Genomic DNA, 16,514 nt, shown 5'->3' on the forward strand with positions numbered 1-16,514 from the left:
CATCGATCTGCGGGCCGATGTGCAGAAGGAAATCGATCGCCTGATCGCCGAGTTCAAGGCGGGCGGCTTGGACAACGCCGCCCGCTATCTCGTCGACAACCGGGCCGCCGTCGTCGAGATCGCCGTCAAGGCGCGGCTCGAGCCCAAGACACGCGAGCTGCCCTCGCCCTTCGACTATTCCATGCAGTAGCGCCGGCTCCTGCACGCTCGCTTCGTCGCCGGGCGCCGAGCCGGTTACGAGCCGCTAACGAAAGTGGTCGGCTGGAAAACGGCAGGCGGCAACACGCCGGACGATGGCGCAGAGGGGGCGACAGACGGATCGGACCCAGGTGTTGTCGATTGGGAGCCCGTGATCCCGGTCGGTTGGCTGATGGCGGAGGGAAATGGGGTGGCGGCGGACGACGAAACGATATTGATGACTTGCTGAATGGTCTCCGGGGTCGCCTGCCCATTCGTCAGAAGCTGCGCCACCAGCTGATTGATAGCCGCGACATTGCCGCTGGCGAGCGTGGAGATCTGCTCCGGCGTGAGGGAAGGCGGCTGGTAGTCGGAGGGCGCAAGGCTGACGAGCGGCCCAAGCTGACCCGGAACTGTCCCGGGAAGCTCTGGTATCGGCACCGGTCCCATGTCCTGCAGAGGCAAGGCCGAAATCAAAGGCCCCATGCCCTGCAAGGGTCCGGAGGCCTGCAGAGGGCCCATGGTATGCAAGGGACCGCCATCTGTCAGCGGATCGCCACCCTGCAGGGGCCCCGAAGAGGCCAAGGGAGTTGTACCTCGTGCCGGACCGGCGCCGGCACCCAGTCGCACACCAATGCCGAACGACCATTGGGCCTGTTGCTGCGCGATGAGGTTGGCGATCGCGACCTCGGGACTGATGCCCGAATTCACCTGGGGCAATCCAGAGTCGGCCAGCGCCACAGCGATGGCGACCCTCTGCGCCGCGCCTTGGGCATCGCCTGGCGCGGCGGGCGACGATGGAGCGGCCAGATCGAGGGCCGCCAGGACGATCGGGCCACCCGGCGGGATGGGAACCGGGGGTGAGGGCGGCTTTCCAGGCTCGACAGTGATCTGGAAGTTCGGCGTCGCAGTCTGAGTGACGCCTTCGCTCGTCACTGTGAGCGACACGCCAAAAAGCAGAGCCGCCGTCGTCACGTCCGAGGGGCCGACGATGACGATGGCGATGCCGCCTCGGATGCCCATTGTCGACGTCGGCGCCGTCACCGTGACCGTGGACGTCTTGCTGACGAGTCCACCGACGAAGCGCATGCTGCCCTTCAGGGTGGACAAGCTCATCTCACCCACGCCGCGGTTCGGATCGAACACGAATTTGTCGAGCACGACCACGCTGTTCGGCCCCACGGTCAGCGAGGTCCCGTCGAGGAACACGACATGCGCCCTGTCGTTGGCAGTGGTCGTGACGCGTTCGTTCGCCTGCAGGTCGTTGCCGATCTTCAGGATGCGCTCGCCCCGGTCGGGAGGCTTGCCTTTCGGTTCGCCGTGGACAACCGAGGCTTTGCCCACGTCGGCTGACGCCCGAGGCGTGGTGATCGCAAGAGTCGCAACGATCGCAACGAGCCACAGACCGGCGCGTGCCACGCCAACAGCCGTTGCTACCGGGGTGTCCGGCGCGCGTGGGCGCCTTGCGCCGACAGGTGTGGCGATCCTCATGACTTGCGCTTCGTCTTGAGGAATCGGCCCGCCCGGTCCTTGACCTGCGGCGTGGCATTGGGCGACGCGATTGCACTTCGCAGATACAGGTCGGCCGTTTCGTAGGATCCCAGACGGAAGTAGAGAACCCCCAGCTCCAGCCTGACGTCGGGCAGGTCGCCGTTGATCAGAAGCAAGCGTTCGAGCGCCGAAATCGCGCCTTCGATGTTGCCAATCTCCACGGCGATCGCCGCAAACGCCGTCAATACCCTGGGATCCGCCGGGCTCAGCAAGGTCTGCTGAAAGGCGGCATCGTAGGCGGCATACTTGTCGGATAGTGGCGATTTCATCGTCGAGAGAGGCGGATACGGGCGTTCCGGCGCAGCCTGGGCCGAGCAAATGCTCGCTCGACCCGCCGCCGCAAGGACGATGAAGAGCGCCGTGAGCCACGTTGAACGAAAATGGGAACACGACATTCCAACACCTTCATATCCGGCGAGGAATTTCCTTCGGCAACGTGAACGCGCAAGCGCGCCGACCGTGCGAACGCCGCAGCTCGGCGCCACCCTATTCACAATCCATGAAGGGTGAACGCGAACAAGCGCGACAACCAACTGGTTGAACGCTGGCATAGCCCCACACCCCAATAGCCGGTCGCCCAGCTCCCCAGCAAGTTAAGCATGCAACAGCAGAAATGTGGCCGCATCAAGCCCGGGGCCTGACCGGTGGCGAACCCCTGATGGGCTGGCCGCGCGATGCCATCACGCCCTCGGCGCCAGCAGCAATTGGAGATGCGCGCGTTGCGTCCCTCGGCTCAGCCCCCCAGGCTGCGCCGAGCCCATGCTACCGCTGCGGCGAACGCCGCCAGGATGCCAATGCCTGCAACGAATGGCGCCCACAGAGTCGGCAGCGAGAGCGCGATCAACGGCGCGGCGACAGCGATGACCAGAGCAATTCCGAGGGAGATCGCCCAGCGCGCGACCCAGAAGGCAATGTGACGACGCCACAAGGTGCGCGCCACGTCAGCGCCGTCGAAGCGGTCGCAAAGATGCGTTCCATCGAGCAGCAGCAGCAGGGCCGAGCCGAAGGCGACCAGTACGAGCACGCCGGTCGACGAGGACGCGTCGGGCCGCGCCAACGCCAGGGACAGCAGGGCGAGCGCCGCCCCGGCCGTGGCCCAGGACAGGCTGGCCCGCATCACCGCGACGAGGCAGAGAACGCCGCTCGCTGCCGCGGCCAGATCGACGGTCCACGACGTTCCCAACCAGAGAGGAACGCCCACGAGAACGGGGATGGCAAGACCGGGCACCAGCCGTCTCATCGCTGCGCCGGCCTCCGCGCGGGCACACGCCGGCTGAGCGACGCCAGGGCGACGTCGAGCGGCTCCTCGGGGTGCCATTCGGCGACCGCGATGCCGCTCTGCCTCAGGTGCTGCAAGCGGTTGCCGAGCTCGAGCTGCCACAACGTGCACGCGACATCGTGGAGCGGTGTGTCGGGCAGCACGCGGCGCGTCAGCTCGACGGCGGAAACGGCAAGCAGCACCACGTCGTAGCCGCGGCCGGCCAGCTCGAGAAGGGCCTTGGTGAAGCGCTCGTCGATCACCGGGCTGATGGCGATGACGAGCGCCTGCCGGGGCAGCGCCGTGGCCGGCACGTAGTCGAGATCGCGCACCGCATGGGTGAACACCTGGTCGGCCGAGACCGCGGCCTGAAGCAGCCTGGTCAACTGGCGCTGGCCGGTCGCCGGCTTCAGCCATCGCAGATAGCCGCCGAACTCGACCAGCCCGACCCTGTCCTTCTGGGCGAGATAGCCGGAGGCCAGCGCGGTGACGGCGCGCACGCAGGCATCGACGCTGGAATGGGGATGCGCGCCGGTTTCCGCCAGCGTGTCGAGCAGCAGGACGATGTCGGCATTCTGCTCGCGATGGAATTGGGTGACGTGCAGCATGCCCAGCCGCAGCGAGACCGGCCAGTTGATGTGACGCACGCGATCGCCCGGCACGAAGGCCCTTATGTCGCCCGGCTCGAGGCCCGTCCCCAGGCGGGCCGACACGACGTTGCCGAACGAGGAGCGCGTGCGCGCCGGTCGTGGCAGATGCCGGATCTCGGGAACGCGCGGGTAGGTCTCGATCACGACCGGCGAGGCAACGAGGGCCTCGTCGACATACAGGCCCGAATGATCCGTCAGGCGCAGGGCGAAAGGCCCCACGACACATCGGCCGCGCGCCGTCGAGCGGATGACGAGCGTGCGCTCGAACGTGTCGCCCGCATTCAGGCTGGTCGCGAGATGGCGCGTGCCGTCGACGAAGACGAAGCTGTCCGGCAGCGAGAGGAAGACCTCGATCGACGGCGCTGCGGTCGCCGGGCTGGCGACGGTCATATGGAGTTCGACGCAGTCGTCCTCGACCAGGGTCGTCGTCGAAGGGACCGCCGTCACCTCGACATCCGACGCCGCCCCCAGGCGCCGCACCGACAGCAATGCCACGACGAGCGGGACGGCCGCGAGGACGAGCTCCGATCGGCCGACGGCCAGTCCCAGACCAAGGGCCAGGATCGTGAGCATGCCGAGCGGCGCGAGCAGCGGCGAGGGGCGCATGCCTCAGCCCGCTTCGACCTTGGGCGACGGCACCCGCTTCATCACGTCGGCGACGATCTCGACCGGCGAGAGCCGGGCGACCCACAGCTCGGGGCGCAGCACGATGCGATGGGCCAGCACCGGCACGGCCATCGCCTTGACGTCGTCCGGCGTGACGTAGTCGCGGCCGCGCAAGGCGGCCTCCGCCCGCACGATGCTCTGCAAGGCCAGCGCGCCGCGCGGCGAGACGCCGAGCGCGACGCGATGGTCGTCGCGGGTCGCCCGCACCAGGTCGACGATGTACTCGTCGATGGTCGCTTCGACGTAGACATCCTCGAGGGCAGCCTGCATGGCGAGCAGGACGTCGTGCGGCACGACCGTCGGCACGTCGACGCGCTCCTGCCGCCGCTCGCGCCGGCGGCGCAGCATCTCGCGTTCCTCGTCGCGCGCCGGATAGCCGACGGCGATGCGCATCAGGAAGCGGTCGAGTTGGGCCTCGGGCAGCGGATAAGTGCCTTCGAGCTCGATCGGGTTCTGGGTCGCGATCACCAGGAACGGCGGCTCGAGCGGATAGGATTGCCCGTCGACCGTGACCTGGCGCTCCTGCATCGCCTCGAGCAGGGCAGATTGCGTCTTGGGCGTCGCCCGGTTGATCTCGTCGGCGAGCACCAGATGAGTGAAGATCGGCCCCCGCCTGAACTCGAAGCGGCCTTCGCGCTGCGCGTAGATCGAGCTGCCCGTGATGTCGCCCGGCAGCAGGTCGGGCGTGAACTGGATGCGGCTGAAGCGGAGCTCGAGCGCCTGGCTGAACAGCCGGGCGATCAGCGTCTTGGCGAGGCCGGGATAGTCCTCGATCAGGATATGACCGTTGGCCAGGATGCCCGCCATGATCTGGCGCAGCACCTCGTCCTTGCCGACGACGATGCGCGACAGGGCATCGAGAACGCCCTGGCAGCGCGCCTGGATCTCGCCGACCTTCATCGCTCGCCCGCGACGCGCCGCACGAGCTCGGCGATGACCGCCAGCGACGGGCCCCGCTTGCGCCAGCGGCCGAGCGGCGGCTCGTCGGGCAAGCGGCTGCGCGTCCCGCGCTCCTCGCCCAGCTGAACGAGCCGGGGCCACAAGACCTCGGAGAAGAAGCGACGGCTCCCGACGCCGTGCTCGACCTGCCGCTGCAGGCGAACCAGGACGGACGCCACCTTGGGCTCGACCGGCTCCGGCCGCCGCGCCTGCTCGAAGCTCGAGGGCGGCGCCCAGTCGAGCGCGGCTCGCCAGTGGCTGTGAATGTGGATCAGGACGACCATGACGAAGGCAGCCACCGCGAGCCGCACGACGACCGGCCTGTCGTCGGCATCGAACGCCGCATAGGCCGACGTCGCGATCAGGCCCAGCACGACGACCAGCACGAGGTAGCGGCCGAGCAGTCCGGGCCAGACGCGCTCACGACGCGGCGGCATGGGCGTCCTCGCTTTCCAGCGCGGCCTTCACCGCCATGAGCGCGCGCCAGGCACGCTCGCGGTGCGCGGCACCGATCTCGTGCCGGCTGAACCGCGCGACCTCGAACAGGGCCGTCAGCTCGCGCACGCCATCGGCCGGCAGCCGCGGCTGCGCGAGCGCGGTGCGCATGAACTCGGTGGCGGTCTGCCAGGGCGGGCGACGAACATCGGCGCCGGCGAGGGCCTTCTCGAAACGGTCGTAGCAGCGAATGATTGCCAGCCGGGCGTCGGCCATGGCGCGCAGATCGTCGAGGCTGTCCTCGACCGCGCCGTGCAGCTCGGCCGCGGCGGCGGGCGGCAGCGCCCCCTGGCCGCGCTCCGGCAGGATGGCGAGGTAGAGCCACGCCACGACACCGAAGCCGATCAGGCCGAGCGCCAGCAGCAGCGTCTCCAGGATGCCTTCGACGACGGCGGAATGAACGGCGGGCGGCGCCTCCGCTCCCGGGTTCGCGAGCGAGGGCAGAAGGCCGCCAAAGCCACCGAACAGGCTGCCGAGATCGACAGGAAGATGATCCCTCACGCCGGCCCACAGCGGCGCCAACAGCAGCAGCAACAGGGCCATGCGGGCCAGCGACGCCTGCTGGTCCACGGTCTTCCGGGGGCGCCTGCGCATCCCCGGAATCATGACCAGGAAGATGTACAGCGCGACCAGGCTCATCAGCACGAGGAACGGAACGCTGAGCCACGGCGGCAGCTCGACGACCAGCCTCCCCGCCACGCCTTCCCCATCGGTCGCAGCCGGCATCGTCCCGGCAACCGCCAGCAGCAGGCCTCCCAGGGCAGCCGCCACGAGGACGACCTTCAGTCGCGACCCTGAAGGGTCCGGTCGTGCATTCTGCTGATCTGCCATTCGACGTCCCCGCCCCCGGTCTCTCGCCTGCGCGGGGTCGCGAGCAAGATCGGCACGGCACCTCGAAGCATGACGCAAGTGGCTGCCGTTGCAAAATCGACCGGTTGGGCGGCATCCGGTCAGGTGAAGCCATGGCAGGTTGCGTCGCGCATTGAATTTCAATCCCACCAGATCTTCACCCGCCTCCACGAACGAAATCGACCGAAGGCCATCAAGTCCCTCCCGCATCGGCGAACTGAGGTTGTCGAGCTGGTCCGTACCTTGCGGCTTTTCAATGTTCCTTATATGTTCCCCATTGCCCCGATATTTCAATCTCGCCAACCAGCCTACAATGGCCGACCAGATCGTCATCACCGAGAAGTCCAGCCAGGCGAAGGACGTCCGCGCGGCGATCGGCTCGCGCTATGGCATCGTGCTTCCGGCCGAGGGACATCTGATCGACCTGCTCGAGCCGGAGGAAGTGGTCCCCGAATGGAAGCGCTGGTCGCCGATCCTGCTGAAGCCGGACGGGCTCTATGGGACGCGCCCGGCGATGGGCGGCAACAAGGCCGCCAAGCTGAAAGCCATTCACGAAGCCCTGCGCACCGCGACGTGCGTCTGGCTGGCGACCGACTGCGATCGTGAAGGTCAGCTGATCGGCCAGGAGATCCTCGAGCACTACGACTATCGCGGGAAGGTCATGCGGGTGCTCTTCACCGCCCAGGATTCCCAGACGATCCGAACCGCGTTCAGCGAGGCCAGGCCCAATGCCGAGTATGCCCGCCTCTATGCCGCCGCCGTCGCGCGCCGGCAGGCCGACCAGATCTACAATCTCTCCCTCACCCGCACCGCCACCGTGGTCCTGGGCCGAGGCGGCCGCGGCGTCATCGGCGTCGGCCGCGTGAAGACGCCCACGCTCGCCATCGTCTGCAGGCGCGAGCTGGAGATCAGGAACTTCGTTCCCGTCACCTATTTCGAGGTGGTCGCGACCGCAAAGATCGCGAGCGGCGAGTTCAAGATGCGGCATGCGCCGCAGGAACGAATTCTCCGCCGTGACGTCGCCGAGGCAGTCGCCGCTGCCGCGCAAGGCTTCGAAGGCCCGCTCGGCGTGCGCGTCGAGGACAAGCGGCAGAGCCCGCCCCGGCTGCACGATCTTCCGTCCCTGCAGAAGCTCTGCTCGGCGCGGTTCAGCTGGTCCGCCGCCAGGACCCTGGAGGTTGCCCAGGAGCTCTATGACGGCCAGGGCAAGAAGATCATCACTTATCCGCGCGCCGAGGTGCGCTACCTGCCGGAAAGCCTGATCGCGGACGTGCCCCGGATCGTGGCCGGCCTCCAGGTCGGCCAATCCTTCAGGAACATTCCTGTCCCCACGCCGCCCGTGATTCGCCGCGGGGCGAGCGGAACGTTCCACGACAAGGGGCTCGAGGGGGCGAGCCACCACGCCGTGATTCCCAACGTCAACACGGTCGACACGCTGCGCGAGGTCTGGCCGCGTCTGTCGCTCGACGAGAAGAAGCTGTTCGACGTCATCGCCCGCGCCTACCTGGCTGCCCTCATGCCGGACTTCCGCTATCGCCAGACGACCGCGACGCTCGATGTCCAGGGGTACGCGTTCAAGGCAACCGGCCGGCAACCCATCGAGCTCGGCTGGCGTGCGGCCTTCCCGGACTGGCAACCGGCCGATGAGAAAGGCGACGGCGCGGCGCTGCTGCCGACCCTGCGCGACGGCGAGCCGGCCCGGCTGCACGACCCGATCGTCGAGGCCAAGGAGACCAAGCCGCCACCCCGCTACAACGAAGGCACCCTGATCGAGGCGATGCAGAACGCGTGGCGCTTCGTCGATGACGAGGTCCTGCGCGATCGCCTGAAGGAGGCCAAGGGAATCGGCACGCCGGCGACGCGGGCCGAGATCATCGGCGGCTTGAAGAAGCAGGAATTTCTGATCAGCCAGGGCAAGACCATCGTGCCCACCGAAACCGGGCTGAAGCTGTTCGGCGTGCTGAAGGAAGCTGACCAGACCCTGGTCGATCCGGGACAGACGGCGCAGCTCGAGTGCCTGCTCGACGACGTGGTCGTCGGCAAGCAGGAGATGATGGCGGCCATCGATGCCGTCTGCGACGTCGCCCGACGGATCATCGGCAAACTGGCGACGAGCGCTTCGGCGGGCGGCCTGGCTCTCCCCGGTGCCGCCCGCGGAAATGACGGCGACACGCGGCCGCCGACACCGGCGATGAAGCGCTATGCCGAGAGCCTCGCGCGGCAGCAGCGAATCATACCGCCCGCGGGCTACGCGACATCGGGCGCGATCTGCCGGGCGTTTCTGCAGCAGCACGCGCCGGGCAAGTCAGCAACCGCACCGAACATCGCCAGCACAACAAAGATCACGAGCGCGATGCCGGCGCCGCCGGATCCACTTGGCCCTCCGTCGAAGAAGCGACGACGCCGCGCGGGCACAAAGGCCGCAAAGCGTTCGCCCGGGCAAGCAGCGCCCCGCGGGAAGAGAAGGATCGTTGGCGTTCCGGGCGATGCGCCCTCTGGCGCCTCCGCACAGAATGCCCGCGCGAAGACGCCGCTGAAGATCCCCTACGGCAACAAGGAAGTCGCCCAGAAACTGGGCGCGCGCTACGGCAGCGACGGCTGGTATGCGCCCCCGGGCGTCGACCTTTCCGCTTTCAGGGATAGGGGTTGGCTGTAAGGCCTGGTTGCCGCCTCGGGGCAGGCGGTGACGATACGTCTCCCAAGCTTCCATTGACCGGCGCCGGACTGCCCGGAATAGTGGTACTTGTTACATGAATCGCACATGGGTGAAGACCATGATCTCACGCCGAAGGCTCTTTGGCGGCATGTCCGCTCTCGCAGCGATCTCCCCGACAGGCGCGCTCGCAGGTTCCAGGTGTCTGCCGCCCAACTTCGGGATTCGCACATGCGAGGTATCGCTTCCGTATAAGCCCGGGGTGGCGGCGACGCAAAACTGCGACAGCTGGTGCTGGGCGGCGTGCATCCAGATGGTCTTCTCGACGCTCGGCAAAGGCGTGGCGCAGGAGGCCGCCGTGAAGCGGCTGTTCAACTCCTACAAATGCGAAGGCGCGAACGTACATCAGATCGTGCAAACGATAACCGGCGAATGGCGGGATTGGCGCGGCGTGCCCTTCAGCGCCTCCGCACGCATGCTGCCCAAGGCCGGCATGGCGATCGCGATATCGTCGGGCAACGACAACAACCCTCCGGCTGGCTACATCGAGAAGATGTGGGCGAGCTCCGGCGGCGCGCGCGAGCTCATTCGCGAACTGCAGAACGGCTGCCCCCTCATCAATCTGGCCGCCGGCCATGCCACCGTCATCGTCGGTGCGACCTATCAGCAGAACGAGCTCTTCCAGAGCGGCCCGATCGGCCTCAACAAGATCGTCATCCTGGATCCCTGGCCGGAAAACCAGCGCCTGCGCGAGCTCACCGCACGAGAGATATCCGACCAGTTTCTGGCCATTGCGGTCGCCGTCAGGTGACGGCTCGACAAAGACAATGTGATGGCCACCAACTCACCCATCGAATGGACCGAGGCGACCTGGAACCCGGTCGCCGGCTGCACGGTCCTCTCCCCTGGCTGTACCAACTGTTACGCCATGCGCCTCGCCGGGGCGGCGTGCAGAAGAAGCGCGCCGGAAGAACCCTCGAGGGCCGGACGTGGGACGAGCTGCCTCACCCGAAACGGAGCCAGCACGCTTTGACGCCTGCGGAGTAAGATTCCAAGCCCCGAGGCCGGCACGACGCCGACAAGCATTGAGTTTGGCTGGGGCGCCAGGATTCGAACCTGGGAATGGTGGAATCAAAATCCACTGCCTTACCACTTGGCTACGCCCCAGCAGAGCCCCCGATCGGGGCGGGCGCGAACATAGTGGGTTGGCGCGGACGCGCAACCCCGCTTCGCCCCTCTTTGCGGCTCCCGTCAGGCGGCCTGCGCTGCCTTCTTCAGGTGCTCGCCGTGCACGAAGGTGCCGTCGGCATAGAGCAGCGGCATCGCCGCCGGGTCGAGGCAGACATCGACGATCTCGCCGATATAGATGGTGTGGGTGCCGGCGGCGACGCGGGTCACCAGCTTGCAATCGAACGATACCGGGCAGCCCTTCAGCACCGGCGCGCCGGTGCTGAGGGTCGACCATTCGCCCATGTCGTGAAAGCGCTCGTCGCCCTCGACGCCGTCCATGCCGGCGAAGCGCTCGGCGAGCTTGCGATGACACGGCGCCAGGATGTTGACGCAGAAGAAGCCCGCCTCGCCGATCGGGTCGTGGGCGCTGGCGGTCTTGTTGACGCAGACCAGGATCTGCGGCGGCTCGGCCGATACCGAGCAGACCGCGGTCGCGGTGAGGCCGCCGCGTAGCTCGCGGTGACGCGTCGTGATCAGGGTGACGCTCGCCGCAAGGTGCCGCATGCCCTTCTTGAAGGCCACCGGATCGATGCTCATGGGTGCGACTTTAAGGCAGGCCGGCCACCCCCCGCCACCGGAAACGATGACCGAAGGCCCGGGCCTAAGCGATGGGCCGGGCAGCGAAATCGCCCGAGAGGGACCAATTCGCAGTCGCCATGTTGACATAAAAGCTTTACCGAAACGTCGCAGATTGCGGTTGCCCGGCCGCCGTGGGGCGCTACCGTCTGGCGCTGCATGGCTTCGCCCGACACCGGCCTCGCTCCGGATACCGCTCCCGATGTCGCGTTGCGCCATATCGTGGCCCGCTGCCACGACGACCTGCTGAAGTACCGCGCCATCGTGCTCGCCAGCCGCCGACCCATCGGCATCCATCAGACCCGGGTGGCGCTGCGCCGGCTGCGCGCCGCCTTCGGCCTGTTCAAGAGCGCGGTCGATGGCCCGGTCGTGCGCGCCCTCTCGGCCGAGGCCAAATGGCTGGCCGGCGAATGCGGTCCGGCGCGCGACCTCCACGTGTTCATGACCGAGTCGGTCGAGGACGTGCCGCCCTCGGTCAAGCGCATCGCCAACCGGCTGTCGCAGGCCCATTTTGAGCGCGCCCGGGCGGCCCTCGCCGGCGCCCGCTTCGATGGCTTCAACGCCCAGCTCGAGGCCTTCATCGCCCTGCCGCCGGCCGACACCGATCAGCGGCTCGACCGCTTCGCCCGCGGCGTGCTGCAGGACCGTCACCACAAGGTCGAGCGGCGCGGCCGCAAGCTGCACGCGCTCGACGCCGAGCGCCTGCACCGGCTGCGCATCGCCGTGAAGAAGCTGCGCTATGCCGCCGAGTTTCTGCATCCCGCCTTCGCCGGGCCGCCCTTGGCACGCGCCCGGGCGAAGGCCTATATCGAGGCGACGACGCGCCTGCAGGGCGCGCTCGGCGCCCTGAACGATCGCACCATGGCCGAACACATGCTGGCCGACCTCGCCACCGCGGCGCGTCCCAACGAGGACGTGGCGGCGGCGCTCAAGGTCCTCGCCAGGCAGGCCTCCGGGGGCGACAAGCGTCGCCGCCGCAAGCTTGGCGAGACGTGGAAGTCGTTCGGCAAGGCCGAGTGCTTCTGGCAGGCGCCGGCACCAGCCGCCCTGCGGGTCGCGCCACCGCCGTCCGGCGGCGGCGAGGCGACCCTCGAAGCACCGGGGGTGGCCAGGCTACGAAGGATCGAGGAATGAGCGATACGCAGAACGCCGCCGAGCAGCGCATCCCCGTCACCGTGCTGACGGGCTTCCTGGGCAGCGGCAAGACCACCCTGCTGAACAAGCTGCTGCAGCGGCCGGAGCTCTCCGACACCGCGGTGATCATCAACGAGTTCGGCGAGATCGGGCTCGATCACCTGCTGGTCGAGAAGTCGAACGACGAGGGCATGGTGACGCTGAATTCGGGCTGCCTGTGCTGCACGGTGCGCGGCGACCTGGTGCGCACCATGAGCGAGCTGTTCCTGAAGCGCAGCAAGGGCGAGGTAACGCCGTTCAAGCGCATGGTGGTCGAGACCACCGGCCTCGCCGACCCGGCGCCGATCCTGCACACCCTGATGACCGACCCGCTGCTCGCCTCGCGCTACCGGCTCGACGGCGTGGTCACCACGGTCGACGGCGTCAACGGCGCCAGCACGCTCGACAACCACGAGGAGGCGGTGAAGCAGGCCGCGGTCGCCGACCGGCTGCTGCTCACAAAGACCGACATCGCCGACGCGCCCAGGCTGGGCGAGCTCAAGGGCCGCCTGCACCAGCTCAATCCAGGCGCGCCGTTCCACGCCATCGCCGGCGGCGAGATCGATCCCAACGAGATCCTCAACGCCGGCCTCTACAATCCCGAGACCAAGAGCGCCGACGTCAAGCGCTGGCTGCACGAGGAGGCCTACGGCCACGAACATGGTGGCGGCCATCACCACCATCATCACAGCCATGGCCACGACGACCACGGCCACGGCGACGAGCATGGGCACGATCATGGGCACGGGGAGCAGGATCCGCACAACGTCAACCGCCACGACGACCGCATCCGCGCCTTCTGCATGACCTTCGACGAGCCGATGAGCTGGTCGACGGTGGCGGCGGCGTTCGACGCCCTGGTGACCTATCGCGGCCCCGACCTGCTGCGCATGAAGGGCATTCTGAACGTGCGCGACACCGACAAGCCGGTGGTCATCCACGGTGTGCAGCACGTCTTCCATCCGCCCGCCACGCTCGACGCCTGGCCCGAGGGCGATGACCGCAAGAGCCGCGTCGTCTTCATCACCCGCGACATCGCCGAGAGCACCATCCGCAAGGTCTTCGCCTCCTTCTTCGACGCCGAGAAGAAGGGCTGGGGCCAGGACGAAGCCAAGGCCTGAGCTCTTCGCTGGGAGCGCGCCACTCCGATGGCGCTCATGTGAGGCCAACAAGAAGAGCACCGCTCTGGCGGATGCTGCTCAGCCATCAATGGCGCGCTCACAGGCGCTAACTCTTCCCATCGACCTCGCTTCTTTGCTGGGAGCGCGCCACTCCGATAGCGCTCTTCTTGCTGGCCACACATCGCATGAGCGCCATCGGAGTGGCGCGCTCCCAGCCATGCCCCTCCGCCCGAACCTCAGCTTTGCGGCTCGTCCTTTCGCTGCTCTGAGTGAGCCGTTGTCGGCGCGCGAAAAAGATGATGGACTTGCCCGCGCGCGGCGGAAGATCGTGCAGGAGGAGACGACGCCATGCCCGGACAAGCCCTGTTCGACAAGATCTGGGACCGCCACGTCATCGCCGATCTCGGCGATGGCTATGCGCTCCTCCACATCAGCCGCCATCTCATGCACGACGGCGGCGGCCGCGGCCTGCAGGCGATCAAGGACGCGGGCTACCGGGTGCGCAACCCGGATCTCACTTTCGCCACCTTCGACCATGTCGTCTCGACCGAGCCCGGGCGCACGCACGAGACGCTGAAGCCATACGCCCAGCGGCTCTATCACATGCGCGACGAAGCCAGGCGCTGGGGCATCAAGCTGTTCGATCTCGGCGAGCCCGGCCAGGGGATCGTCCATGTCATGGGCCCCGAGCAGGGCGTCAGCCTGCCCGGCACGCTGCTGGTATGCGGCGACAGCCACACCTGCACGCATGGCGGCATGGGCGCCATCGCCTTCGGCATCGGCGCCACCGAGGTGATCCATGTGCTCGCGACGCAATCGCTGGTGCAGCCCAAGCCCAAGCGGATGCGCGTGACGTTCGACGGCAAGCGCGCGCCCGGCGTCACGCCCAAGGACATGATCCTGCACCTGATCGGCCAGATCGGCGCGGCCGGCGGCACCGGCTACGCCGTCGAGTATGCCGGCAGCGCCATCCGCGACATGGGAGTCGAAGGCCGCCTCACCGTGTGCAACCTCTCGATCGAGCTCGGCGCCAAGATCGGCATGGTGGCGCCCGACGACGTCACCTTCGACTTCCTGAAAGGCCGGCCCTATGCGCCCGCCGGCGCGCAATGGGACCAGGCGCTCGCCGACTGGCGCGGCCTCGCCAGCGACGCCGACGCGGTGTTCGACGCCGAGGTCACGGTCGACGTGAACAAGATCGTGCCGCAGATCACCTGGGGCACCAGCCCCGAGCACGTCATCCCGGTCACCGAGCGGATTCCCGATCCAGCCGCCGCACCCGACCCCGACAAGCAGAAGGCGATGCAGGCCGCGCTCGACTACATGGGACTCCGGCCCGGCGTGCCTATTCAGGACACCAGGGTCGATTGGGTGTTCATCGGCTCGTGCACCAACAGCCGCCTGTCCGACCTGCGCGACGCCGCGACCGTCGCCAGGGGCCGCAAGGTGGCGGGCCACGTGCGCGCCTGGGTCGTGCCGGGCTCGGAGAACATCAAACGCCAAGCCGAGGCCGAGGGCCTGCACCGCGTCTTCCTCGACGCCGGCTTCGAATGGCGCGAGCCCGGCTGCTCGATGTGTCTCGCCGTCAACGGCGACACGATCGGGCCCGGCCAGCGCAGCGTCTCGACCTCCAACCGCAACTTCGTCGGCCGCCAGGGGCCGGGCGGGCGCACCCATCTCTCCAGCCCGCCGATGGCTGCGGCGGCGGCGATCGCCGGCCACATCGCCGACGTGCGCAGCCTCTGAGCGCGGGAGAGATCCATGAAAGCCTTCACCGTTCTCGACGCCAAGGCCGCGCCGCTGATGCGCCAGGACGTCAACACCGACATCATCATCCCGATCCATCGCCTGCGCGACGTGGCGCAGGCCGAGCTCGGCCCCTATGCCTTCGAGCCGTGGCGCTACCTGCCCGACGGCAGCGAGAACCCCGACTTCTTCCTGCACCAGCCGGCCTATCGCGGGGCCGAGATCGTCGTCGCCGACAGCAACTTCGCCTGCGGCTCGAGCCGCGAGGGCGCGGTGTGGGCGATGATGGGCATGGGCGTGCGCTGCGTGATCGCGCCGTCGTTCGGCCCGATCTTCTTCAACAACTGCTTCCAGAACGGCGTGCTGCCCATCCAGCTGCCGCGCAGCGAGGTCCTGGCGATCGCAGGCGAGCTCGAGGCGGCGACGCGACCCGGCAGCAACAGCGAGCCGCGCCTCGCCGTCGATCTCGAGGCGCGCACGGTGACGACGCCGAGCGGCCGGCGCATCACGTTCCAGGTCGACGGCATCCGCCGCGAGTCGCTGCTCAAGGGCCTGAACGAGGTCGAGCTGACGCTCGCCCGCGAAGCCGAGATCGCCGCCCACCAGACCAAGGCCCGCGCCGCGACGCCGTGGCTCTACCCGGCGGCGTGAGAGCGACGCAACGGGAGCGACACGATCGATTGACCTTCTGCACCACTTGCGGTGAGCCCACGAGGATTCCTCGTCTTGCTGCACGGCTTCATCAAGACGACGCAGAAATTGCCGGCAGCCGATCTTGCCGTAGCCAAAGCTCACCGTGCTCGCTACCTGGAGGCAGAAAGATGAAGCGCAAGACAGCCAAGACCAACAAGGCCAACCCACATCATGAATCGAGCTTTGAATCGTTTCTCGAGGAAGAGGGCTAACTCGAGGAGGCGACCGCAAAAGCAATCAAGCGGGTCATGGCGTGGCAGCTCCACAAGCGATGAAGGAGCGGAAAGTCTCCAAAGTCGCGCTCGCAAAGCGACTGAAGACAAGCCGCGCGCAGCTCGATCGGATCCTCGATCCGGCCAACGATCAGGTGTCGCTCGCCAATCTGGTCAAAGCCCCGCACGCCGTCGGCAAGCGCGTCCGACTCGAGTTGGCGGAAGCCGCCTGGAGCCCTTGCCGATTTGATGGAGCCGGTCGCGGTTCCACCAGCTCGCCCGAATTGGGCGCTGCGGAAAGTGCTCGAGGTCCGATGGCGGTGGCGCTGCCTGCATCGCCGTGCCATGACTCGGCTCAACCGCGCGCTCGACGACGTGGAGCCAAGGGAGGAACATCAATGCGCAGGATCGCAAGACGCAGTCTGTTGGTCGCCGGCACCGCGGCGGCGGCGATGCCGGCGGCAGCCCAGGCATGGCCCGGCAAGCCGGTCAGGATCGTGGTGCCGTTCGGCCCGGGCGGCCCGG

16 protein-coding genes and 1 tRNA gene are annotated in these 16,514 nt (G+C 67.8%); 8 read left to right on the forward strand and 9 right to left on the reverse strand.

Annotated elements, in window-relative coordinates; genetic code table 11:
• A partial coding sequence (locus tag AB7O82_RS25735) for a hypothetical protein (protein WP_428620498.1) occupies window positions 1-190 on the forward strand: 190 nt, incomplete at its 5' end.
• Between the two features lie 44 nt (window positions 191-234).
• On the opposite strand, the gene AB7O82_RS25740 is transcribed toward AB7O82_RS25735, so the two are convergent.
• The 7 genes from AB7O82_RS25740 to AB7O82_RS25770 form a co-directional block, all read right to left on the reverse strand.
• Window positions 235-1,668: a FecR family protein gene (locus AB7O82_RS25740; RefSeq protein ID WP_428620499.1), complete on the reverse strand. Its 1,434-nt coding sequence runs from the start codon at window positions 1,666-1,668 to the stop codon at window positions 235-237.
• Window positions 1,665-2,279: a tetratricopeptide repeat protein gene (locus AB7O82_RS25745; RefSeq protein ID WP_428620501.1), complete on the reverse strand. Its 615-nt coding sequence runs from the start codon at window positions 2,277-2,279 to the stop codon at window positions 1,665-1,667. The genes AB7O82_RS25740 and AB7O82_RS25745 overlap by 4 nt, the downstream gene beginning before the upstream one ends.
• Before the next feature lie 182 nt (window positions 2,280-2,461).
• Window positions 2,462-2,956: a hypothetical protein gene (locus AB7O82_RS25750; RefSeq protein WP_428620502.1), complete on the reverse strand. Its 495-nt coding sequence runs from the start codon at window positions 2,954-2,956 to the stop codon at window positions 2,462-2,464.
• 8 nt (window positions 2,957-2,964) lie between these two features.
• Window positions 2,965-4,242: a DUF58 domain-containing protein gene (locus AB7O82_RS25755; protein WP_428554854.1), complete on the reverse strand. Its 1,278-nt coding sequence runs from the start codon at window positions 4,240-4,242 to the stop codon at window positions 2,965-2,967.
• 3 nt (window positions 4,243-4,245) lie between these two features.
• Window positions 4,246-5,202 (reverse strand): AAA family ATPase, encoded by a 957-nt coding sequence (locus AB7O82_RS25760; RefSeq protein ID WP_428554857.1) that lies wholly within the window; start codon window positions 5,200-5,202, stop codon window positions 4,246-4,248.
• Entirely contained in the window at window positions 5,199-5,678 is a 480-nt protein-coding gene (locus tag AB7O82_RS25765) for a hypothetical protein (RefSeq protein WP_428554859.1), read from the reverse strand. Before AB7O82_RS25765 ends, AB7O82_RS25760 begins: the two co-directional genes overlap by 4 nt.
• Complete coding sequence (locus AB7O82_RS25770; protein WP_428620504.1) at window positions 5,662-6,918, reverse strand: DUF4129 domain-containing protein; 1,257 nt, start codon at window positions 6,916-6,918, stop codon at window positions 5,662-5,664. The genes AB7O82_RS25765 and AB7O82_RS25770 overlap by 17 nt, the downstream gene beginning before the upstream one ends.
• Here AB7O82_RS25770 and AB7O82_RS25775 point away from each other — a divergent pair.
• The 3 genes from AB7O82_RS25775 to AB7O82_RS25785 all read left to right on the forward strand — a co-directional run bounded on the left by AB7O82_RS25775 (window position 6,899) and on the right by AB7O82_RS25785 (window position 10,271).
• On the forward strand, window positions 6,899-9,241 hold the full coding sequence (locus AB7O82_RS25775) for a type IA DNA topoisomerase (protein WP_428620506.1): 2,343 nt from the start codon (window positions 6,899-6,901) through the stop codon (window positions 9,239-9,241). The two genes, AB7O82_RS25770 and AB7O82_RS25775, sit on opposite strands and share 20 nt — an antisense overlap.
• Before the next feature lie 109 nt (window positions 9,242-9,350).
• Complete coding sequence (locus AB7O82_RS25780) at window positions 9,351-10,049, forward strand: hypothetical protein (RefSeq protein WP_428555726.1); 699 nt, start codon at window positions 9,351-9,353, stop codon at window positions 10,047-10,049.
• Between the two features lie 21 nt (window positions 10,050-10,070).
• Window positions 10,071-10,271, forward strand: coding sequence for a DUF5131 family protein (locus AB7O82_RS25785; RefSeq protein WP_428555729.1), 201 nt, complete (start codon window positions 10,071-10,073; stop codon window positions 10,269-10,271).
• Window positions 10,272-10,330: 59 nt separating this feature from the next.
• Here the strand turns inward: AB7O82_RS25785 and AB7O82_RS25790 are convergent.
• Window positions 10,331-10,405: transfer RNA gene (locus tag AB7O82_RS25790), tRNA-Gln, on the reverse strand.
• 84 nt (window positions 10,406-10,489) lie between these two features.
• Window positions 10,490-11,005 (reverse strand): flavin reductase family protein, encoded by a 516-nt coding sequence (locus tag AB7O82_RS25795; protein ID WP_428555732.1) that lies wholly within the window; start codon window positions 11,003-11,005, stop codon window positions 10,490-10,492.
• Between the two features lie 198 nt (window positions 11,006-11,203).
• Here AB7O82_RS25795 and AB7O82_RS25800 point away from each other — a divergent pair, with 198 nt between their 5' ends.
• From AB7O82_RS25800 to leuD, 4 genes are all read left to right on the forward strand, one after another.
• On the forward strand, window positions 11,204-12,178 hold the full coding sequence (locus AB7O82_RS25800; protein WP_428555735.1) for a CHAD domain-containing protein: 975 nt from the start codon (window positions 11,204-11,206) through the stop codon (window positions 12,176-12,178).
• On the forward strand, window positions 12,175-13,338 hold the full coding sequence (locus AB7O82_RS25805) for a CobW family GTP-binding protein (RefSeq protein ID WP_428620507.1): 1,164 nt from the start codon (window positions 12,175-12,177) through the stop codon (window positions 13,336-13,338). The genes AB7O82_RS25800 and AB7O82_RS25805 overlap by 4 nt, the downstream gene beginning before the upstream one ends.
• Before the next feature lie 348 nt (window positions 13,339-13,686).
• On the forward strand, window positions 13,687-15,084 hold the full coding sequence (gene leuC / locus AB7O82_RS25810; protein WP_428554503.1) for a 3-isopropylmalate dehydratase large subunit: 1,398 nt from the start codon (window positions 13,687-13,689) through the stop codon (window positions 15,082-15,084).
• 15 nt (window positions 15,085-15,099) lie between these two features.
• Complete coding sequence (leuD, locus tag AB7O82_RS25815; RefSeq protein WP_428554505.1) at window positions 15,100-15,735, forward strand: 3-isopropylmalate dehydratase small subunit; 636 nt, start codon at window positions 15,100-15,102, stop codon at window positions 15,733-15,735.
• Window positions 15,736-16,514: the final 779 nt, after the last annotated feature.

The organism is Reyranella sp., assembly GCF_050185545.1.
In the GTDB taxonomy this organism is placed as follows: domain Bacteria; phylum Pseudomonadota; class Alphaproteobacteria; order Reyranellales; family Reyranellaceae; genus Reyranella.